This is a genomic window from Chromobacterium sp. LK11, assembly GCF_001043705.1.
GTDB classification, from domain to species: Bacteria; Pseudomonadota; Gammaproteobacteria; order Burkholderiales; family Chromobacteriaceae; genus Chromobacterium; species Chromobacterium alkanivorans.
The window spans coordinates 167,448-187,692 of the sequence record NZ_LDUR01000027.1 but is presented as its reverse complement, the minus strand read 5'-3'; the positions used below and the strand labels follow the sequence as shown (position 1 = coordinate 187,692).

The following is a 20,245-nucleotide window of genomic DNA, read 5'->3' as shown; positions in this document are numbered from 1 at the left end:
GAAGCGCCCGCCGGGACAGCGGGCGCTTTGTCGTTGTACCGGACGGCCGTTACGGGACAGTGAAACAAATGAGTTTGATGCGCAAAAAGAGCGTCCAGGGAATGCTGGCTACCGCTCAAACCTCGCGTGGGCTTCGCAAGGAGCTTTCCGCTTTCGACCTTACCATGCTCGGCATCGGCGCCATCATCGGCACCGGCATCTTCGTGCTGACCGGCACCGGCGCCACGGTGGCCGGCCCCGGACTGGTGCTGTCCTTCGTGATCAGCGCCTTCGCCTGCGGCTTCGCCGCGCTGTGCTACGCCGAGTTCGCTTCCATGCTGCCGGTGTCCGGCTCCACTTACACCTACGCCTACGCGACCTTGGGCGAGATGATAGCCTGGATCATAGGCTGGGACCTGCTGCTGGAATACCTGCTGGCCTCGTCGGCGGTGTCGGTGGGCTGGTCCGGCTATTTCCAGAGCCTGCTGTCCGGCTTCGGCGTGACCCTGCCCGAATACCTGACCGCCGCCGCCGGCTCGCTGCCGGGCAAGCATACGCTGTTCAACCTGCCGGCCTTCTGCGTGGCGATGGTGATCACCGCCTTGCTGGCCTTCGGCATCAAGGAATCCAAGCGCGTCAACAACGTGGTGGTGCTGATCAAGGTGGGCGTGGTGCTGCTGTTCATCGGCATCGGCGTGTGGCACGTCAAGCCGGTGAACTGGCAGCCGGCGCTGCCCTTCGGCTTCTCCGGCGTGTTCCACGGCGCCGCCATCGTGTTCTTCAGCTTCATCGGCTTCGACGCGGTGACCTGCGCCGCCGAGGAAGTGAAGAACCCGGCCAAGGACATCCCGCGCGGGGTGATCTGGTCGCTGGGCGTGTGTTCGCTGCTCTACGTGGTGGTGGCGGCGATCATGACCGGCATCGTGCCCTATATGCAGTTCGCAGGCGTAGACCATCCGGTGTCGCTGGCCTTGCAAGTGGCCAAGCTGGACTGGTTCGCCGGCTTCGTCGACCTGGGTGCCATCCTCGGCATGATGACGGTGATTCTGGTGATGACTTACGGCCAGACCCGCATCCTGTTCGCGATGTCGCGCGACGGCCTGCTGCCCAAGATCTTCTCCGATGTGAATCCCAAGTACGGCACCCCGTACAAGGCCACCTGGCTGATCGGCACCATCATCGCGCTGCTGGCCGGCTTCGTGCCGCTGCACACGCTGGCGGAGCTGGTGAACATCGGCACCCTGGCCGCCTTCACCCTGATCGCGCTGTCGGTGATCGTGCTGCGCAAGCGCGAGCCCAATCTGCCGCGCAAATTCGTTTGCCCGGGCGTGCCCTACATCCCGACGCTGGCCATTCTGTGCTGCGGCTTCCTGATGACCCAGCTGTCGCTGCTGACCTGGGTGTGCTTCATGGTCTGGCTGTTGATCGGCCTGGTGGTGTACTTTGGTTATTCGCGGCGCAATTCGCTGTTGAACAACCCCGCCTGAGGCGGAGGAAGAAAAAGCCGGCTTCAGCCGGCTTTTTTTGCGCCCGCCGCCGGCCGCGGGCGGATAATGGCGGCATCAAGGAAGGAGGGGGACGCATGGAAGAGCGGATCGAATTGACGGCCTGGCAGGGCGACATCACCACGCTGGCGCTGGACGCCATCGTCAACGCCGCCAACACCAGCCTGCTGGGCGGCGGCGGCGTGGACGGCGCCATCCATCGCGCGGCCGGGCCGGAGCTGCTGGAGGAATGCCGGGGCTTGCACGGCTGCCGCGTCGGCGAAGCCAAGCTGACCGCCGGCTACCGGCTGCCGGCGCGGCATGTGATCCACACCGTGGGGCCGGTGTGGCAGGGCGGCGCCCACGGCGAGGCGGAACTGCTGGCCGCCTGCTACCGCAACAGCCTGGAACTGGCGGCGCGGCACGGCCTGGCCAGCATCGCCTTTCCGGCGATCAGCTGCGGCGTTTACGGTTATCCGCCGGAGCAGGCCGCCGTCATCGCGGTGGATACCGTGCGCGCTTGGCTGGCGCAGGAGTCGCATCCGCTGCGGCGCGTGCTCTTGGTGGCCTTCGACGAGGCGATGGCCGGCCGCTACCGGCAGTTGCTGGCCGGCGCTAGCTGACCTCGCCCTTGGATGGCCGCGGCAACTGGCCGCCGCAGTGTTTGCAGAAGCGCGCGTCCCAGTCGTGGCCCTCGGTGAAGCAGTGCGGGCACAGCCGGGTGCCGGACACCGCTTCCACGGTCTTGGGTTTGGCGCCGCTGCCGCGCGCGATTTCGGCGGTGACGATGCCGGTGGGCACCGCGATGATGCCGTAACCGGTGATCATCACCACGCTGGCCAGCGCCTGGCCCAGCGGCGTTTTGGGCGTGATGTCGCCGAAGCCCACCGTGGTCAGGGTGACGATGGCCCAGTAAATGCTGACCGGAATGCTGGTGTAGCCGTGTTCCGGGCCTTCGATCACGAACATCAGCGTGCCCAGGATCACCACCAGCAGAACCACGGTGACCAGGAAGACCGTGATCTTGCGGCGGCTGGCCAGCATCGCCCGTTTCAGTTCGCTGGCCTCGCCGATGTAGCGGGTCAGCTTGAGGATGCGGAACATGCGCAGCAGGCGCAGGATGCGGATATCGGCCAGGAAGCGGCTCTCCGGGATGAACAGCCCCAAATACATCGGCAGCACCGCCAGCAGGTCGATGACGCCGAAGAAGCTCTTCACGTAGCGCATAGGCTTGTGGATGCAAATCAGCCGCAATGCGTACTCGATGGTGAACAGAATGGTGAAACACCAGTCTAGAATCTTGAGCTGGGCGCCCCAGGCGGCCTGTATGCTCTGCACGCTCTCCAGAATCACTGTCAGCACCGACAGCAGGATGGCGACGATCAGCGCCAGGTCGAAGATGCGGCCCGGCCGGGTGTCTGCCTCGTAAATGATGATGTAAAGCTTGCGGCGCCAGCCGGTGAGGGGGATCAGGGTTTCCTGTGTAGGCATGCGGGAAGTGGACCTCGGTCTGCGGGTGGTGTGTGTCGTTTCAGTGTAGCCGCCGGGCCGCGGCGCGCGCGGGGCCGGCTGAGACTGCCAAGTTTGACGATTATAAGCAAACAATATTTTGGATCGTCGCTTGGCTTGTTTATGATGCTGGGTAATATGGTTTTCTTCAAAACTGTCTGTGGAGAATAAAGATGCGAATTGCCAATGCAGTGACGGATTTGATCGGCAACACCCCGCTGGTGCGGCTGAATCGGGTGACCGACGGCTGCGGCGCCACCGTGGCGGCCAAGCTGGAGTTCTTCAACCCGGCGCACAGCGTCAAGGACCGCATCGCGGTGGCGATGATCGACGCCGCCGAACAGGCCGGCAAGATCGGCCCGGACACCACCATCGTGGAGCCCACCTCCGGCAATACCGGCATCGGCCTGGCCATGGTCTGCGCCGCGCGCGGCTACAAGCTGGTGATCACCATGCCGGAAACCATGAGCCGCGAACGCCGCCAGCTGCTGCGCGCCTACGGCGCCGAGCTGATCCTGACCCCGGGACCGGACGGCATGGGCGGCGCCATCGCCAAGGCGCGCGAGCTGGTGGAGCAGAATCCGGACAGCCACTTCATGCCGCAGCAGTTTGAAAATCCGGCCAACCCGGCCATCCACCGCCGCAGCACCGCCGAAGAAGTGTGGAACGACACCGACGGCCAGGTCGACATCTTCGTCGCCGGCGTGGGCACCGGCGGCACCATCACCGGCGTGGGCGAGGTGCTGAAGGCGCGCAAGCCCGGCGTGCAGATCGTGGCGGTGGAGCCGGACGCGTCGCCGGTGCTGTCCGGCGGCCCCAAGGGCCCGCACCCGATCCAGGGCATAGGCGCCGGCTTTGTGCCGGCCATCCTCAACACCGGCATTTACGATGAAATCATCCGCGTGAAGAACGAGGACGCGATGGAAACCGCGCGCGCGGTGGCGGCGCGCGAAGGCCTGCTGGTGGGCATTTCCTCCGGCGCGGCGGTGTGGGCCGCGCTGGAACTGGCCAAGCGTCCGGAAAACGCCGGCAAACTGATCGTGGTGGTGATTCCCTCCTTCGGCGAGCGCTATCTGTCCACGCCGCTGTTCCAGCATCTGGCGGACTGAGTTCGGTCGCGGCCGCGGCCGCGGACATCGACAGCCTGGCGGCTTTCTGCCAGGCTGTTTGTTTTTGTCGTTTCGCATCTGAGGGGGAATCATGGAGCAGTTGCAAGCCTTCCTGGCCCGGGCCGAAGCCATGCTGGCGCGTCTGGAGCCCTTGCTGCCGCCGGCGCGGCCGGAGCCGGACTGGAGCGCGCTGGCATTCCGCTGGCAGCGCCAGGGCATGGCCGGCTGGCTGGAGGCGGTGGCGGAACCGCACGCGCCGGAGCTGGAGCGCCTGACCCATATCGACGCCCAGCGCGCGCAACTGCTGCGCAATACCCGCCAGTTCGTCAAGGGCCGGCCGGCCAACAATGTGCTGCTCACCGGCGCGCGCGGCACCGGCAAGTCCTCGCTGGTCAAGGCGCTGCTGCCGGAGTTCGCCGCCAAGGGCCTGCGCCTGATCGAAGTGGACAAGGCGCAGCTGGGCGACTTGAACCGCATCGTCGAGCTGGTGGCCGGGCGCAAGGAGCGTTTCATCCTGTTCTGCGACGACCTGTCCTTCGAGCAGGGCGACGACGCCTACAAGGCGTTGAAGACCGCGCTGGACGGCGGCCTGGCGCGCCGCGTCGACAATGTGCTGGTGTACGCGACATCCAACCGCCGTCATCTGATGCCGGAAAAGATGAGCGAAAACCGCGAGGGCTGGGTGCAGGACGGCGAGATCCACCCGGGCGAGGCGATAGAGGAGAAGGTGTCCTTGTCGGACCGTTTCGGCCTGTGGCTGTCGTTTTACCCGTTCGATCAGGACGCCTATCTGGCGGCGGCGACCGAGTGGCTGGCGCATTTCGGCCTGAAGCTGGACGCCGAGGCGGAAAAGGCCGCGCTGCACTGGAGCCATCTGCGCGGCAGCCGCTCCGGCCGCGTCGCCTGGCAGTTCGCCTGCGACTGGGCCGGACGCAGCGCCAAGGAGCGCAAGGCCTTATTGTGATGTCAGATAGCGCAGGCCCACGCTCTTGACCTGGCCGTCGGCGGCGGCGCGGATCACCATCTCCAGACGGTCCAGCCGCAGCACGTCACCGGCCACCAGCGGATAGCCGCAGGCGCGTTTGCAGTAGTCGGCGATGCTGTCGGCGCGGTCGCGCTCGCTCAGCGTCAGGCCGTAGCTGTCGGCCAGATCGGCCAGACGCGCCAGCCCGGACACGGTGAAATAGCCGTAGTAAGGATCGTCGCCGGGCGGGTGGAAGGCCTCGCCGGCGGTCTCCAGCGCCGGGCCGGGGCCGATCAGGCAGGCCCAGTCGCCGGCGCGCAGCGTCTGGCCGGCCGCCGGCTCCAGCGCTTGTTCGTCGCGGTACAGCGCGGCCAGCCTCACACCGCCGGGCAAGGCCAGCTCGCCGGCCAGCTGGCCCTCGGCCGGGCTGTCGGCGCGCACCAGGCAGGAGGCGGCCTCATAGCGGGCTTCCTGGCCGCTGACCACCGGCACCCGGTGCTCTACGTCCGGCCGCGCCGGCAGCTTCAGCTTCAATTTCTCCGCCAGCGGCGCGATGGTCCAGCCCTGGAACAGCAGCGACATCATCACCACGAAGAAGGCCACGTTGAAGAACAGCTGGCTGTTGGGCAAGCCCGCCATCAGCGGGAAAATGGCCAGAATCACCGGCACCGCGCCGCGCAGGCCCACCCAGCTCATGAACAGCTTTTCCGCCTTGGGCACCGGGAAGGGCAGCATGCACAGCCACACCGCCAGCGGCCGCGCCACCAGCATCAGCACGATGGAGATCGCCAGCGCGTAGGGCGCCACCGGCAGCAGATTGGACGGCGTCACCAGCAGGCCCAGCACCAGGAACATGGTCACCTGGGCCAGCCAGGCGTAGCCGTCGTGGATGTTCAACAGATTGGGCAGGTCCGCCACCCGAGCGTTGCCCACCACGATGCCGGCCAGATAGATGGCGAGGAAGCCGCTGCCGCCGGCCGCCGTGGTCAGGCTGAACAGCGCCCCGGCGGTGCCCAGGCTGAACAGCGCCAGCATCGCGCCGCGCGGGCCCAGCCGCTGGAACAGCCAGACCATGGCCTTGCCGCCGGCCCAGCCGGCCAGCGCGCCCAGGCCCATCTGCTTGACGAACAGCCACAGCATGGCGGCGACGCCGGCGTCCTGGCCTTGCTGGCCCAGCACGCCGATCAGCGCCGAGGTCAGGAACACCGCCATCGGATCGTTGCTGCCGGATTCTATCTCCAGCGCGCTGCCGACGCGGCGGTTGATTTCCAGGCCGCGGCCGGACAGGAGGGCGAACACCGCGGCGGCGTCGGTGGAGCCGACGATGGCGCCGATCAGCAAGCCCTCCAGCCAGCTGAGGTTCAGCACCCAGGCGGCGAACAGGCCGGTCACGCCGGTGGTGATCAGCACGCCTAGCGTGGCCAGCACCCCGGCCGGCTTCAGGCTGATGCGGAAGCTGTCCTGGCGCGTGCGCAGGCCGCCGTCGAACAGGATCACCACCAGGGCGATGGTGCCGATCACATAGCTGAGCTGGTAATTGCTGAACACGATCTTGCCGGGACCGTCCTCGCCGGCCAGCATGCCCAGCGCCAGGAAGACCAAGAGCAGCGGCGCGCCGAAGCGGGAGGCGATGGAGGACACCACCAGGCTGGCGAGAAACACCAGCGAACCGGCCAGGATCAGTGAATTCAGGGTGTCCAAGAAAAATCTCCTTCTGGCGGTGGCGAGGGCCGCATCGATGATGCGAGGGGCGGATGCTGCGAATCGGGGGACTTGCCGGGGCGAGATGAAACCGACCGCCGCGCTGGCTTGAACGTTGCGCGGCGAGCACGACCTCGAAACGCTCGAGCGCCGCTTGAGCATGCCGTTTTCTCAGTCGTTCCCGCCTTGTCTCGTTCCCGGCGCGCGAGCCCGAGAACAGGCTCTCGAGGCGGAGGGTTCATGACAATGGGGACAAATGCGTTGAATTCGCTGCCTTACAGGGCTAATGGTAACACTTTGTTACCGATTAGCCGGCGCGGATCGGCCTGCTGGGCGCATTTTTTGCAAAAAACGTCGTGTCGGGCGACTTGATGCCTACGGCAAGTCGCGCTTTATGCAATTAGAATTGTATTGTATATTTGTTTGGCATTTTCAGCGCCTGGCCACGCCTCGCATCGGCCATGCTCTTCTTCACTGTGTCCCGAGGTATTCACGATGACTCGCAAAATCATTCTGGCCCTGGCGGCCTTGTCCTTCCCCCTGATGACCCTGGCCGCGCCCGCGCCCTGGTATCTGTGGCAGAGCAAGATTGACGGCAAGCTCGCCTGCTCGCAATTCTCCCTGGGACCGGGCTGGCTGCAGTTCAGCTCCCAGCCTTACAAGGACGCGGGCTGCACCAAGCCGGGCCGTCCGGGTTGAGACGGGCTTGAATCCATCAAGGGCGCCGAGGCGCCCTTATTGCTTTGCTGAGGAGCGCTTGCGGTAGAATGCGCTGCCGGCCGTCGAGAGCCGGAACGATATTCACCGGGCAAGACCAAGCAATGAGCGACAGCAAGATCATCGAGGTAGTGGCCGGCGCGCTGATGCGGCCGGACGGCAGTTTCATGCTGGGCAGCCGGCCGGAGGGCAAGCCCTACGCCGGCTACTGGGAGTTTCCCGGCGGCAAGGTGGAGCCGGGCGAAAGCGGCGAGCAGGCGCTGGCGCGCGAGCTCTACGAGGAAATGGGCATAGAGATGGAGGCCGCGACGCCGTGGCTGAGCAAAGTCCACCATTATGAGCACGCTTCGGTGCGGCTGCGCTTCTTCCGGGTCTGGTCCTGGCGCGGCGAGCCGCAGCCGCGGGAGGGCCAGCGCTTCGCCTGGCAGACGCCGGGCGCTTGCACGGTGCAGCCCATGCTGCCGGCCAACGGCCCCATTCTCAAATCGCTGGAGCTGCCGGCGGCCTATGCTATCAGCTGCGCGCACGAGATCGGCGTCGACGCCCAATTGCGGCGGCTGGAGCAGGGGCCGGCCTGGGGCATGGTGCAGATCCGCGAGCCGCAGATGACGCGCGCCGAGCTCGCCGACTTCGTCGCCAAGGCGGCGGCCATTGTTCACGGCCGCGGCGGCAAGCTGCTGGTTAACGCCAATCCGGCCTGGGCGGCGGAATGGCCGGTGGACGGCGTGCACCTGAACGCCGCGCGGCTGGAGGCCATCGCGCGGCGGCCGGATTTCGCCTGGGTGGGCGCGTCGGCGCACGATGCGGCGCAAGTGGCGCGGATAGGGGAGTTGGGTCTGGATTACGCCTTGCTCGGCCATGTGGCCGCCACCGCCAGCCATCCCGGCGCGGCGCCGTTGGGCTGGGACGGTTTCCGGCGCTGTCTGGCGGACGGCGCGCCGGCGCCGGTCTACGCGCTGGGCGGCATGAGTCTGGACGATTTGGACGCGGCCCGTCGTCACGGCGCGCACGGCGTCGCCTTGATGCGGGGGGCCTGGCGATGAACGCCAAACAGCGCAAATGGCTGGCGCTGGGCGGCGCCTTGCTGCTGCTGGGCGGCCTCAAGTTCGGCCTGATCTATCGCTGGTACGGCGAGCGGCAGCCGGCCAAGCCGACGCCGCTGGCCTGCGCGGCCGGCCAGCCGTCCTGTGCTCTGCCCGGCGGCGGCGTCTGGCGTTTCGCGTCGCCGCCGCAACACGGCAAGCCGTTCGAGATTCGCTTGCAAGGCGTCGCGGCCCGGGAAGCGCCGCAGGTGGAGTTCAATATGGCCGACATGGACATGGGCTTCAACCGCTACACCTTCGTGCGCGACGGCGCGGACTGGAAGGCGGTGGTCACCCTGCCGTTGTGCGTCAGCGGCAGCCGCGACTGGCTGGCCACGCTGAGCCTGGACGGCAAGCGCTATCTGCTGCCGTTTTCCACGCGCTGAAGCGCGGCGCCTCATTTCTTCTTGCGTTTGATGTACAGCGTCTTGAACACCCTCGCCACCAGCTCGTTCTGTTGATCGACGATGTCCACCTGCAATTGCGGCAGGTATTTGTCTCCGGCGGCGGTGCGCAGCCGAATCTCCTCCAGCACGGCGGGCTCCAGCCGGAAATGCGCGCGCACCGTGCCGCGGCCCGGCTTGACGTAGTCGATGCTGCCGCTCTTGTCCCACACATAGTAGTCCCGCCCCAACTGGTGCATCAGCATCAGCATGAAGAAGGGATCGGTCATCGCGTACAGGCTGCCGCCGAAATGGGTGCCGACGTAGTTGCGATTGCTGAAGCCCAGCTTCAGCCGCACTTCGATATCGCTGAAATCGTCGGCCAGCCGCTGGACGCGGATGCCGGCGCCCAGGAAGGGGGGCCACAGATTGAGCAAGACTCTGAACAGCCAGGAGGGTGGTTTCATCGTATTGAAACGGTCGTTTGAATTCTGTCATCGTCAATAAAAAAACCGGCCTTGTCAATCGCGCCGGTTTTTCCTTGTCGAGGACGGGCTTATTTGACCACGCCGCAGGCCACGCGCGCGCCGCCGCCGCCCAGCGGCTGCGGGTGATCGCTGTGATTGTCGCCGCCGGCGTGCACCATCAGCGCGTGGCCGGCGAAGTCCGCCGCTTTCAGCCGCGGCGCCAGCACCGGATAGCTCGCCTTGCCGTCGGCGCCCACGTACAGCGCCGGCAGGTCGCCCTTGTGGCCCTGGCCATATGGGCCGGCGTGCGCGCCGGTCTTGTCCGGGTCCCAGTGGCCGCCTGCGGCGCCGGCCGGGGTGACCGCGCCGTTGGCGCCGACGGACGGCGCGCAGGAGGCTTTCTCGTGCACGTGGAAGCCGTGCAGGCCCGGCGGCAGTTTTTCAAGATTGGGCGTCAGCAGCGCGCCGTAGGGCGTGTCTTCAATCTGGACGCTGCCGGCCGGGCCGGCGTTGCCCTTGGCGTCGACGAAGGACAGTTCCACGCTTTGGGCCAGGGCCAGAGCGGGCAGACAGCACAGCAGGGCGGATAGGGGGCGCAACATGGGCGGATTCTCCGAATAAGGGCGGGGGTAGGGTGAAGACCCCGATTGTGCCATCCCGGTTCCAGGCCGGAGCCTGGCTGTTCGGGTGGGGCGGGCGCGGCTCAGGAGGCCAGCCGGTCGGCGGGCGCCAGGTTCTCGTTTTGCGCCTCGGTGGCCGGCGAGCAGCGATGGCAGCCGGCCGCGGCCGTCTCCGGCCGTCGCCAGCTCATCCGTCGCAGCGTGTCGTCCTTCAGCGCGACATGGTGCCAGACGGCGGCGGCGATGTGGACGGCGAGCAGTCCGTAGCAGATCCAGCCCAGCCAGTCGTGCAGCCGCACCGCCGCGATCACCAGGGCCGGATCGGCGGCGACCAGGCGCGGAAAATCGAAGCCCAGCAGCGGCATCGGGATCGCCATGCCCTTGGCGTTGACGATGAGCCAGCCCAGCAGGCAGGACCCCAGAATCAAGCCGTAGATCGCCAGATGGGCGGCGTGGGCGCAAGCGCGTTGCGCGCGGCTGCTGCCGGCCAGCGGCGGCAGCGCCGGGCCGGCCAGCCGGGTGGCGGCGCGCAGCAGGGTCAGGAACAGCAGGGCCATGCCGCAGCCGATGTGGACGATCATCACGCTGCGCATGTCGACGGCGGCGTGGCTGACCAAGAGGTGGCGCAGCCCGCCGGCCAGCGCCAGGACGGCCATCAACAGCACGCTAAGCCAGTGAAACAAGATTTGCAGGCGCGGATAGCCAGCGTTGGCGGCGGCAGGGGCGGAAGGGGACATGCGTTTCTCCGGGACGCGGCGCCGGGCGGGGCCGGCGGCGGCGCGCGATTAAAAAAACCGCTATTCAAACGCCGGCGCAGCTGCCGGCGCCATGATTCTGAAACCATCCTCAATGACTTGCTCCGGCCGCCCGGTCCCGGCGCGTCCGCCCGACTTTAGATTCCTTTCAGAAAGATTGAGAACCGCGAAAGCCCCATGTGAGCATGCGTTGGCAAGGAGTGGGCCGCCGTCGTCACGGGCGGCGCGGGCCCGCTTCCTCTCTTCTAATCCCACGCCGCCGGGCGCGGCCTGACTTTGGACAAGCGATTCTTATGACGACGATGAGCGCTCGACGACGAGCCGCCGGACAAGGCGGCTTCACGCTGCTGGAATTACTGGTGGTGCTGCTGATCATCGCCCTGTTGGCCGGCTACGTCGGACCCAAGCTGTTTTCCCAGGTGGACAAGGCCAAGGTCAAAGCCACCCAGGCGCAGATGAAGACGCTGGGCGACGCCTTGGCGCAATACCGGCTGGACGTCGGCGGCTATCCCAGCGCGGAGCAAGGCCTGGAGGCATTGGTGAAAGCGCCGGCGGGCGTGGCCGGCTGGCACGGCCCCTATCTGGCCAAGGACGTGCCGATGGACGCTTGGGGGCGGCCGTATCAATGGCGGGTGCCCGGCGGCGAGGCCGAGGCCGAGATCGTTTCGCTGGGCGAAGCCGGGCGAGCGGGAGGCGACGGTGAACTGGTCCATGCGCTGTAAGGGGCTGCTGCCGCTGCTGGCCGCCTGCGCCTTGCTGGTCGACGGCGCGCAGGCGGCCAATTGCTGGCGCGAAGCCGGCGCGCGCCACCGGGTGGACCCGCTATTGCTGTATTCCATCGCCAAGGTGGAGTCGTCGCTGAACCCGCGCGCCGTCAACTACAACAAGGACGGCAGCCACGACATCGGCCTGATGCAGATCAACAGCCTCCACCTGCCGGCGCTGGCCCAGCGCGGCATCAGCCGCCAGCGGCTGCTGGACGAGCCCTGCCTGAGCGTTCAGGTGGGCGCGTCCATCCTGGCGGACTTCATCGCGCGCTACGGCTACACCTGGCGCGCGGTGGGCGCTTACAACGCCGGCGGCGCGGCGGCGCGCGAAGGCGCGCGCAAGCGTTACGTGGACAAGGTGTGGCGGCAGTATCTGCAATTGCGCGCGGAACGCGAGGCGCGGGGCTGAGATGGCGGCCTACCGGATCCGCGTGTTGCGGCAGGGGGAGGTGCGGACGCGCTTGCTGCGGGCGGACAGCGAAGCCGCCGCGCTGGCCCAGCTGAGCGCCGACGACGGCCTGGTGCTGGAGGCGAGGCGCGAAGCCGGCGCCGAGTTCGCGCTCAAGGGCGCGGCGCTGGGCCTGCTGCTGCAGGAGCTGTCGGCGCTGCTGGAGGCCGGGCTGGCGCTGATCGAAGCGCTGGAAGCGCTGCGCGACAAGGCCGGTCGCGGCGACAAAGCCTTGCAGGGCGTGCTGGAGCGGCTGTTGCAGGCGCTGTACCAGGGCCAGCCGCTGTCGCGGGCGATGGAAGAGCAGCCGGAGGCGTTTCCGGCGCTGCTGGCGGCCACCGTGGCCGCGTCCGAGGGTAGCGGCCAACTGCCGGAAGCGCTGAAGCGCTATCAGCACTACGAACTGCGCATCGTCGCCATCCGCAAGCGGGTGAGCGGCGCGCTGGTCTATCCGGCGCTGGTGCTCGCCGTCGGTTTCGGCATCCTGCTGTTCATGCTGTTCTTCGTGATTCCCCGTTTCGCCGTGGTGTTCGAATCGCTGCGCGAGCTGCCGGCCAGCGCCGCCGCCATGCTTTGGTGGGCGCGGCTGGTGCAGGCCCACGGCGGCTTGCTGGGCGCGGGCCTGGCCGCCGGCCTGGCGGCGCTGTGCCTGCTGCTGCGCGCGCCGCGGACCCAGCGCGCGCTGCTGAGCCTGCTGTGGACGCTGCCCCGCTTGCGCGACGTCGCGCGCCTGTTCGTGCTGGCGCGGTTTTACCGCACCACCGGCTTGCTGATCGCCGGCGGCACGCCGGCCTTGCAGGCCTTCGAGCTGTCAGGGCGGCTGCTGCCGGCCGCGTATGGCCAGCGTCTGGGCCGCGCCTTGGAGGAGTTGCGCGCCGGCCGGCCGGTGGCGGACACCCTGGCGCGTCACGCGCTGACCACGGCGGTGGCGGAGCGCTTATTGCGCGTCGGCGAGCAGAGCGGCGACCTGGGCGGCATGTGCGAGCGCATCGCCCAGTTTCACGACGGCGCGCTGGACCAGGCGATCGAGGTGTTCAGCAAAGTGTTCGAACCGATTCTGATGTTGGCGGTGGGCGGCCTGGTCGGCCTGATCGTCGTCCTGCTGTATATGCCGATTTTCGAATTGGCCGGCGGCATGGGCTAGGAGAAGCGATGCAAGGATTGATGCAAGGAGTGATGGATCCGGAGACGGCCGGCTGGCAATGGCGGCGCGAGAACGGGGAACAAGACCTGCCGATGTCCGAGCTGCTGAATCGGCAGCTGGAGCGCGAGCCGGTCGGCCTGCCGCAGGCGGCCAGGCTGCTGGGCCTGGCCGCGCTGAGCGAGGCCCAGGTGGGGGAGGCGACGGCGCGCTTCGATCTGTTGCCGCTGGCTGAGGCCTTGTCCTGCCGCGTAGCGCCCTTGGAGTGGCGGGGCGAGCTGTATCTGTTGATGGCCGAACCGCTGCGGCTGGACCTGCGGCTGCGCATGCAGAACCGGCTGCTGGGCCGCGGCCAGCGCTTCGCTCTCAGCCTGCCCGGCGTGGCCGACGCCTGGCTGAAACAGGCCGAGGCCCGCGAGCGGGTGATGGACGGCGCGGAAGTGGACCTGGCCGAGGACAGCCTGGCCAAGGCGGTGGAATCGATCTCGCTGAGCAGCCTGGCCAAGGACGAAAGCCCGGTGATCCGCCTGGTCAACATGACCTTGTACGACGCCCTGCAAAGCCGCGCCAGCGACATCCATCTGGAGTCCCGCGACGACGGGCTGCAAATCCGCTACCGCATCGACGGCGTGATGCAGGCCATTCGCCGGGTGCCGGGGCAGTTGGCGGCCAGTCAGACCCTGTCGCGGCTGAAAGTGCTGTCCAGCCTGGACATCGCGGAAAAGCGCGTGCCGCAGGACGGCCGCTTCAAGGTGGCGCTGCAAGGCCGCGAGGTGGATTTCCGCGTCTCCATCATGCCGGGCGCCCACGGCGAAAACGCGGTGCTGCGCCTGTTGGACAAATCCCAGCGCGGCGACAGCCTGAGCCTGGACAGCCTGGGCTTTCACGGCGAAACCGCGCGCCGCGTGCGCGCGCTGGCGCAACTGCCCTACGGACTGACCCTGATCACCGGCCCCACCGGCAGCGGCAAATCCACCACCCTGTACGGCGCGCTGGCGGAGATCAACACCGGCGAGGAAAAGATCATCACCATCGAAGACCCGGTGGAGTACGAAATGGCCGGCATTCTGCAAATTCCGGTCAACGAGAAAAAAGGTCTGACCTTCGCCCGCGGCCTGCGCTCCATCCTGCGTCACGATCCGGACACCATCCTGGTGGGCGAGATCCGCGACGCCGAGACCGCCGCCATCGCGGTGCAATCGGCGCTGACCGGCCACCGCGTGCTGTCCTCGGTGCACGCCAACGACGCCTTCAGCGTGATAGACCGCTTCCTCTACATGGGCGTGGAAGCGGCCACCTTTCTGGAGGCGCTCAACGGCGTGGTGTCGCAGCGCCTGGTGCGCCGGCTGTGCGTCGCCTGCGCCGGCGCCGGCTGCGAAACCTGCCGCGGCGGCGGCTTCCACGGCCGCATCGCGCTGGCGGAAGTGTTGCGCCTGGACAGCCGACTCAAGGAGGCGCTGCTGGAGCGCTCGCCGCAGAAGCGCCAGCAGGCGCTGGCGCAATGCGCCGACTATCAATCGCTGCGCGACGCCGCCCACGAGGCGGTGGCGCGCGGACTCACCACTTATCAAGAGGTCAGCCGTGCCGTGGCCATGGAATGACAGAACCGTGTTGATCGACGCCGAACTGGCGACCCTGCTGCCGCCTCTGCAATCATCCGATGGCGTCCCTGGCCAGCCGCGGCGCTGCCGTCATCACGGCAAGCCGGCCGAGGCGCTGGCCATGCTGCTGGGCGGCGTCCAGCGCCGGCGGCCGGCCTGGCGCAACCGGGCGCGGGTGCTGCTGGGCTATCCATGGGCGCACAGCCAGCTGTTGCCGTGGCAGGACGGCTTGTCCGGGCAGCGCGCGCAGTGGCGCGCCTACGCGCAGGGCTTGCTGCGCGAACGCGGCGTCGGCGGCGAACTGGACATCCGCCTGGCGCCGGCCGCTTACGGCGCGGCGCGGCTGGCCTTCGCCGCCCACGCGCCGCTGCTGGCCGATTTGCGCGCCGCGGCGCGGGCGGCCGGCTGGCGCTTGGCCGGCTGCCGCGACTTGTTGTCCAGCTGCCTGCAAGCCCACCCGCGCGCGTCGGCCTCGGGCGGGCTGGTGCTGGCCGAGGCCGGCGCCGTTACTTGTTTGTGGCGCGGCGAGGGCGGCTGGGAAGAGTTGCTCACCCTGGCGCTGGCGCCGGGGCAAAGCGCGGCCGAAGGCGTGGCGGCGGCGGAAGCCCTGTGCGGCCGCGAGCCCGGCGGCGACTACGACTGGAGCGCGACTCAAGGCCCGACGCAGCAGCCGCTGGCGGCGCGGGCGCGCTGGCTGGGCTTTCCCCACCCCTTGCTAGCGAGCCAGCCATGCGCCGCCTGAATACCCGCGGGCTGGATTTCAGCCGGCCAGAGGCGAGCGCGCCGCTGGCCGGCGTCGCCGCCATCGTATTGCTGGCGTTGCTGGCGGCCTTGGGCTGGCGGCAATGGGAGCTGGAGTTGCTGGAGGCGGACACCTCGGCCTGGGAGCAGCGGCGGCAGCAACAGCGCTTTCTGCGCGAGCGCGAACAGCGCCGTGCCCAGGCAGCCTCGCCGGAAGCGCGCAAGGCGCAGGCCTTGCTGCAGGCTCAGGGGGATGATCAAACCCGGCTGTGCCCGGCGCTGCTGCGGGCGATAGAACAGGCCTGGTCACCGCGCTTGGGCATTTTGTCGCTGCATCTCGACGGCGCCGGCAAGCAAGTCCGGCTGGAGTTGAGCGCGGCGGAGTTGGCGGAGGTCTTCCATTTCGTCGAACGGCTGAACCTGCCGGCCGGTTTTGGCCAGGCGCAGCTGTTGCGGCATGGGCTCAAGCCCGGCGACCCGGAGCAGACGGTGCTGGCCACGGTGCAGGTGGGCTTGCGATGAGGGCCTGGATGCAAGACGCCGGCCGCCGGCTGGCGGCCTTCAAGCGCGGCGCTCGGCCCGCCGCCGGCGGACGGCCATGGCGCGCCAGGCTGCGCTGGCATCGGCAAGCGTTGGCTTGCCGGCTGGGGCGCGGCGGCCGTTTGTCGCTGGCGGCCTGCGGTCTGTTGCTTGCCTACGGCGCGCTGGTGCAAGAGGCGCAGCAAGAGGATTTGCAACAGCGCCGCCGGCAATTGAGCGCGCCGGCGCGCGCGCAGCCGGCGACGGCGGCGGGGCGAGAGCGGCAATGGCAGGCCCAGCTGCGGCTGGCGCTGGCTCCGCGCAAGCTGGCGCTGCTGGAGCAATTGCGCCAGTCGGGCCTGAGCGTGTCCGAGGCCAGCTATCGGGAAGACGCGGAGGCCGGCGGCGCTTTGCGCCGCGTCACGGTGGAGCTGAGCGCCAGCGGCCGCTATCCGGACTTGACGGCGGCGTTGGGCGCGCTGACGGCGCAGCCGCTGCTGCGGCTGGAGGCGCTGACGCTGGAGCGGGCGCGCACCGACACCGCGACGCTGAGCATGCGCATGCGCTTCAGTCTGCTGGGCGCCGGACGATGAGGCGGCTTAAGCATTGGCTGGGCGGCCTCGCGCTGGCCTGCGCGGCGCTGGCCCAGGCGGGCGGCGTCGATCTATTTCCGGTCCAGAGCCTGGCGTCGCTGCGCGAAGAAGCGAGGCCCGAGCTTCCGCCGCCGGACGCCGCGTCGGCGCTGGCCGCTCCGCTGCCGCTAGCCCGGCTGGAGGCCGCGCCGGCACCGTTCAGCGCCGTAGGCGAATGGCGGCAGGACGGCCAGCGCGTGGTCGTGCTGGAAGGCCTGGGGCGCAGCTTCCTGCTGTGCGCCGGCTGCCGGATGCCCAAGGCGCTGCAACCGGGTGCCAAGTTGGCGGGGCAATACACATTCAAGGCCTTGGAGGCGGAGCGCGCGCTGCTGCTGGACGCGGACGGGCGGGAGTATTCGATTGCGTTGCATCCATCGGCTAACTAAGGCGTCGCCGCCGACGAGACGACGCCGTTTTCACCAGACACCAGGCATCATGAAACATTGCAAACCCACACTGCTGGCCCTCGCTCTTGGTTTGACGCTGGGCGGATGCGCGCTGCCCGGGCCGGTCAAGAAGATCTTCAACCAGACGGCCCCGCCCGGCGCGGAAGAACAATTGCGCGCCGCCGAAACCGCTTTGCGGCGGAAGCCCGACGATGTCGAACGCCGCAAAAACGTCGTGGTCAAGAGCGCGGCGTTGGCGGAGGAGGCCTTGCGAACGGCCAAGACCAGGATGGACGCCGGCGACGACGCGGGAGCGCAGGCGGAAGTGAGCCGCCTGCTGGCATCGGCGCCGGAGCATATGCGCGCCCAGCAACTGCGGCGACAGCTGGAACGCCGGCTGCGGCTGAAGCTGGAGTTGGACGCCGCCGCCGAGATCGGCGCGCAGCGTCCGCGCGAAGCGCTGGAGAGCTTGGGGCGCATCCTTCAGGAGCAGCCGGACTACCGACAGGCGCAAGCGCTGCGCGACGAATTGCAAAACCGGGAAGCCGGCCGCCGCGATACGCGCCCCAGCCTGGCCGAGGCCCTGCGTCAGCCGGTAACGCTGAATTTCAAGGTGCAGCCGATCTCCGGCATCTTCGACGCCATCTCCCAATTGGCCGGCATTGACTTCGTGTTCGACCCGGAAGTGCCCATCGCCACCCCCGCCAGCATCGTCGCCAGCAAGACCACGGCGGAAGACGCCATCAATCTGCTGCTGCGCACCCATCAGCTGGAAAAGAAAGTGCTTAGCCAGCACAGCATACTGATCTATCCGGCGCGTTCGGAAAAAGCCAAGGAATACCAAGAGTTGCTGACCCGCGCTTTCTACCTGAGCCAGGCCAACGCCAGTCATGTGCTGGCCGCGCTGCGCCAGATCAGCTCGCCCAAGAACGTCCACCTGGACGAGCGCACCAATGCGGTGATCGTGCGCGACACGCCGGAAGTGATGGCGGTGATCGAGCGGCTGGTGGCCAGCCTGGACATTGCCCAGTCAGAAGTCACCATGGACGTGCAAGTGCTGGAAGTGAACACCAACGACGTGCTCGACGTCGGCGTCGACTATCCGGCGGAACTGCGGTTTTCGGTGTTGCCGAAAGAGGGATCGGACAAGGTGACGGTGGGCGACCTGCTGGGCCTGAACCGCGACGGCATCGGCGTTGGCGGCAGCAACGGCGGGGATCTGGGCGCGGCGATCAAACTGCTGCAAAGGCAGGGCAAGACCAAGGTGCTGGCCAACCCCAAGATCCGCGTGCGCAATATGGAAAAGGCCAGCATCAAGATAGGCGAGAAAGTGCCGGTGGTCACCACCACCAACGCCAACGGCGTAGTGACGGAATCGGTCAACTATCAGGACGTCGGCCTGATCCTGCAAGTGGAGCCGCGGATCAGCCTCAGCAATGAAGTCAGCGTCAAGGTCAATATGGAAGTCAGCAATCTCAAGGGCGAAGTCAAAACCGCCGGCGGCGGCACCGTCTATCCGATGAGCACCCGCAACGCCGAAACCGTGATGACCGCGCGCGACGGCGAAACCCAGGTGCTGGCCGGCCTGGTCAATCAGCAACACGACCGCGGCAGCAGCGGGCTGCCCGGCCTCAGCACCCTGGGCTGGCTGGGCAGCTTGTTCGGCAGCCAGAAACGCAGCGTCGAGCATACCGAGCTCATCCTGCTGCTGACCCCGCGCATTGAACGGGCGCTGGACCTGCCGGCCGCCTCCAACAGCTATTTCCATTCCGGCACCGAAGGCCGGCTGACGCTGGAGCCGCTGACGACCGAAGCGCCGCGGCCGGCCGCGCCCGCCGCGGCGCCGGAGCAGGAGCAGGAGGCGTCCGCGCCGGCGCTGGACAGCCCGCTGGCCGCGCCCTGAGGTGCTTATGCCGCGTCAATCCGGTTTTACTCTGATCGAGATGCTGGCCGCTCTCACCCTGATGGCGCTGCTGCTGGGCGCCAGCCTGCCGCTGAGCGAGCTGGCCAGGCGGCGCGCGCAGGAGGCCGAACTGCGGCACAGTCTGCGCCAGATCCGCAACGCCATCGACGCCTACCGGCAGGCGGTGGCGGACAAGAAGATAGACGCTTCGCTGGACCAGAGCGGCTATCCTCCCCGCCTCTCCAGCCTGGTGGACGGCGTGCCGGACCAGAGCGATCCCAATGGCGGAAAACTCTTTTTCCTGCGCCGGCTGCCAGCGGATCCGATGTGCGACGCTTGCGCGGATGCCGATCCGGGGCTCAGCTGGGACACGCGCAGCTACGACAGCTCGGCCGAGGCGTTTTCCTCCGGCCGCGACGTATACGATATCCGCTCCAAGAGCCTTCGAAAGGGCATCAATGGCATACCCTACCAACAATGGTAAGCCGGCGTGCGGCTTCACCCTGATCGAGCTACTGGTGGTGATGAGCATCATAGGCGCGCTGATGGCCCTGGTCAGCCCCAGCTACTTCAAGCACAACGACCGCGCCCGCGAAACCGTGCTGCGCCACAATCTGGCCGCGCTGCGCCAGGCGATGGACGACTACCGCGCCGATCACGGCGCCAACCCGGCCGCGCTGCAGGATCTGGTGGCCGGCCGCTATCTGCGCGAACTGCCGCTGGATCCCATCGCCGGCCGGCGCGACGGCTGGCAAGCCAAACCGGCCGAGGAAGGCGGCATCGGCGACGTGACCAGCGGCGCGCCGGGCAAGGGCCTGGACGGCAGCAGCTATGGTAGCTGGTAAGCAAGGCGGGCTGGCCTATCTGGGCGTGCTGGCGCTGGCGTTGGCCATGGGCGTCGCCCTCAGCGCGGCGGCCGGCGCCTGGAGCCGGCAGCTGCAACGCGAGCAGGAGGAAGAGCTGCTGCACATCGGCCTGCAATTACAGCGCGCCATCGCCGCCTACCATCGCGCAGGCCCCGCGCCGGCCTATCCCAAAACCCTGGAAGCCTTGCTCAAGGACGAACGCGCGCCCTTTACCCGACGCCACCTGCGCCGGCTCTACGCCGACCCGCTGACGGGCAAGCCGGACTGGGGGCTGATCAAGGGCGCGGACGGCGGCATCGTCGGCGTGCACAGCCTGGCGGAAGGGAGGCCGTTGAAACAGCGGGGTTTCGCCGCGGAGCTGGGGGACTTTGCCGACAAGGACAGCTACCGGCAATGGGTGTTTCTGGCGCCGGCCGCGCCGTGACGCCAGCGCGGCTGTGATGGTTGTAGCCGCATGACGTATCAGTTGCT

Annotated in this window: 24 protein-coding genes; 19 read left to right on the top strand and 5 right to left on the bottom strand. The window is 68.0% G+C overall.

Annotated features, from left to right (window positions below):
- Positions 1-68 precede the first annotated feature (68 nt).
- Both VK98_RS16560 and VK98_RS16555 read left to right on the top strand, forming a co-directional pair.
- Entirely contained in the window at positions 69-1,466 is a 1,398-nt protein-coding gene (locus VK98_RS16560) for an amino acid permease (protein WP_048415073.1), read from the top strand.
- 95 nt (positions 1,467-1,561) lie between these two features.
- Positions 1,562-2,086 carry an O-acetyl-ADP-ribose deacetylase gene (locus tag VK98_RS16555; protein ID WP_048415072.1) on the top strand — a complete coding sequence of 175 codons (525 nt, stop codon included), beginning with the start codon at positions 1,562-1,564 and terminating at the stop codon, positions 2,084-2,086.
- Here the strand turns inward: VK98_RS16555 and VK98_RS16550 are convergent.
- Positions 2,079-2,954 carry an ion transporter gene (locus tag VK98_RS16550; RefSeq protein ID WP_048415071.1) on the bottom strand — a complete coding sequence of 292 codons (876 nt, stop codon included), beginning with the start codon at positions 2,952-2,954 and terminating at the stop codon, positions 2,079-2,081. The genes VK98_RS16555 and VK98_RS16550 overlap by 8 nt on opposite strands.
- 191 nt (positions 2,955-3,145) lie before the next feature.
- On the opposite strand from VK98_RS16550, the gene cysK reads away from it, so the two are divergent.
- Both cysK and VK98_RS16540 read left to right on the top strand, forming a co-directional pair.
- Entirely contained in the window at positions 3,146-4,081 is a 936-nt protein-coding gene (cysK, locus tag VK98_RS16545) for a cysteine synthase A (RefSeq protein WP_048415070.1), read from the top strand.
- 91 nt (positions 4,082-4,172) lie between these two features.
- Positions 4,173-5,045, top strand: a complete 873-nt coding sequence (locus VK98_RS16540; RefSeq protein WP_048415069.1) for an ATP-binding protein — start codon at positions 4,173-4,175, stop codon at positions 5,043-5,045.
- On the opposite strand, the gene VK98_RS16535 is transcribed toward VK98_RS16540, so the two are convergent.
- Entirely contained in the window at positions 5,037-6,746 is a 1,710-nt protein-coding gene (locus VK98_RS16535) for a potassium/proton antiporter (protein ID WP_048415068.1), read from the bottom strand. The genes VK98_RS16540 and VK98_RS16535 overlap by 9 nt on opposite strands.
- A 495-nt stretch (positions 6,747-7,241) precedes the next feature.
- Between VK98_RS16535 and VK98_RS16530 the strand changes: the two genes are divergently transcribed.
- From VK98_RS16530 to VK98_RS16520, 3 genes are all read left to right on the top strand, one after another.
- A complete protein-coding gene (locus tag VK98_RS16530) occupies positions 7,242-7,445 on the top strand; it encodes a hypothetical protein (RefSeq protein ID WP_048415067.1) in 204 nt (67 codons plus the stop codon).
- Positions 7,446-7,567: 122 nt separating this feature from the next.
- Complete coding sequence (locus VK98_RS16525) at positions 7,568-8,506, top strand: Nudix family hydrolase (RefSeq protein ID WP_048415066.1); 939 nt, start codon at positions 7,568-7,570, stop codon at positions 8,504-8,506.
- Positions 8,503-8,931, top strand: a complete 429-nt coding sequence (locus VK98_RS16520; protein WP_048415065.1) for a hypothetical protein — start codon at positions 8,503-8,505, stop codon at positions 8,929-8,931. The genes VK98_RS16525 and VK98_RS16520 overlap by 4 nt, the downstream gene beginning before the upstream one ends.
- Positions 8,932-8,942: 11 nt before the next feature.
- On the opposite strand, the gene VK98_RS16515 is transcribed toward VK98_RS16520, so the two are convergent.
- The 3 genes from VK98_RS16515 to VK98_RS22920 form a co-directional block, all read right to left on the bottom strand.
- Positions 8,943-9,395 carry a DUF4442 domain-containing protein gene (locus tag VK98_RS16515; protein WP_048415064.1) on the bottom strand — a complete coding sequence of 151 codons (453 nt, stop codon included), beginning with the start codon at positions 9,393-9,395 and terminating at the stop codon, positions 8,943-8,945.
- Positions 9,396-9,484: 89 nt separating this feature from the next.
- Positions 9,485-9,997 carry a superoxide dismutase family protein gene (sodC, locus tag VK98_RS16510; RefSeq protein ID WP_048415063.1) on the bottom strand — a complete coding sequence of 171 codons (513 nt, stop codon included), beginning with the start codon at positions 9,995-9,997 and terminating at the stop codon, positions 9,485-9,487.
- A 101-nt stretch (positions 9,998-10,098) separates the two neighbouring features.
- On the bottom strand, positions 10,099-10,752 hold the full coding sequence (locus VK98_RS22920; RefSeq protein WP_053077438.1) for a cytochrome b: 654 nt from the start codon (positions 10,750-10,752) through the stop codon (positions 10,099-10,101).
- 320 nt (positions 10,753-11,072) lie between these two features.
- Here VK98_RS22920 and gspG point away from each other — a divergent pair, with 320 nt between their 5' ends.
- The 12 genes from gspG to VK98_RS16445 are packed head-to-tail and all read left to right on the top strand — an operon-like array spanning position 11,073 to position 20,198.
- On the top strand, positions 11,073-11,492 hold the full coding sequence (gene gspG, locus VK98_RS16500) for a type II secretion system major pseudopilin GspG (protein ID WP_231589306.1): 420 nt from the start codon (positions 11,073-11,075) through the stop codon (positions 11,490-11,492).
- Entirely contained in the window at positions 11,470-11,946 is a 477-nt protein-coding gene (locus VK98_RS16495; protein WP_231589305.1) for a transglycosylase SLT domain-containing protein, read from the top strand. The genes gspG and VK98_RS16495 overlap by 23 nt, the downstream gene beginning before the upstream one ends.
- A gap of 1 nt (position 11,947) precedes the next feature.
- On the top strand, positions 11,948-13,129 hold the full coding sequence (locus tag VK98_RS16490) for a type II secretion system F family protein (protein WP_048415061.1): 1,182 nt from the start codon (positions 11,948-11,950) through the stop codon (positions 13,127-13,129).
- 8 nt (positions 13,130-13,137) lie between these two features.
- Complete coding sequence (locus tag VK98_RS16485) at positions 13,138-14,727, top strand: GspE/PulE family protein (protein ID WP_197083077.1); 1,590 nt, start codon at positions 13,138-13,140, stop codon at positions 14,725-14,727.
- Between the two features lie 7 nt (positions 14,728-14,734).
- Positions 14,735-15,469, top strand: a complete 735-nt coding sequence (locus VK98_RS22915; protein WP_053077437.1) for a hypothetical protein — start codon at positions 14,735-14,737, stop codon at positions 15,467-15,469.
- Positions 15,457-15,990, top strand: coding sequence for a hypothetical protein (locus tag VK98_RS16475; RefSeq protein WP_048415059.1), 534 nt, complete (start codon positions 15,457-15,459; stop codon positions 15,988-15,990). Before VK98_RS22915 ends, VK98_RS16475 begins: the two co-directional genes overlap by 13 nt.
- Positions 15,991-15,998: 8 nt before the next feature.
- Positions 15,999-16,580, top strand: coding sequence for a GspMb/PilO family protein (locus tag VK98_RS16470; protein ID WP_048415058.1), 582 nt, complete (start codon positions 15,999-16,001; stop codon positions 16,578-16,580).
- Complete coding sequence (locus tag VK98_RS16465) at positions 16,577-17,005, top strand: hypothetical protein (RefSeq protein WP_048415057.1); 429 nt, start codon at positions 16,577-16,579, stop codon at positions 17,003-17,005. The genes VK98_RS16470 and VK98_RS16465 overlap by 4 nt, the downstream gene beginning before the upstream one ends.
- Before the next feature lie 49 nt (positions 17,006-17,054).
- Positions 17,055-18,908, top strand: coding sequence for a secretin N-terminal domain-containing protein (locus VK98_RS16460; protein ID WP_082159081.1), 1,854 nt, complete (start codon positions 17,055-17,057; stop codon positions 18,906-18,908).
- Between the two features lie 7 nt (positions 18,909-18,915).
- Entirely contained in the window at positions 18,916-19,392 is a 477-nt protein-coding gene (locus VK98_RS16455; RefSeq protein ID WP_048415055.1) for a type II secretion system protein, read from the top strand.
- Positions 19,367-19,753, top strand: coding sequence for a type II secretion system protein (locus VK98_RS16450; protein ID WP_048415054.1), 387 nt, complete (start codon positions 19,367-19,369; stop codon positions 19,751-19,753). Before VK98_RS16455 ends, VK98_RS16450 begins: the two co-directional genes overlap by 26 nt.
- Positions 19,740-20,198 carry a type II secretion system protein gene (locus VK98_RS16445; RefSeq protein WP_048415053.1) on the top strand — a complete coding sequence of 153 codons (459 nt, stop codon included), beginning with the start codon at positions 19,740-19,742 and terminating at the stop codon, positions 20,196-20,198. Before VK98_RS16450 ends, VK98_RS16445 begins: the two co-directional genes overlap by 14 nt.
- The last annotated feature ends 47 nt before the right edge of the window (positions 20,199-20,245 follow it).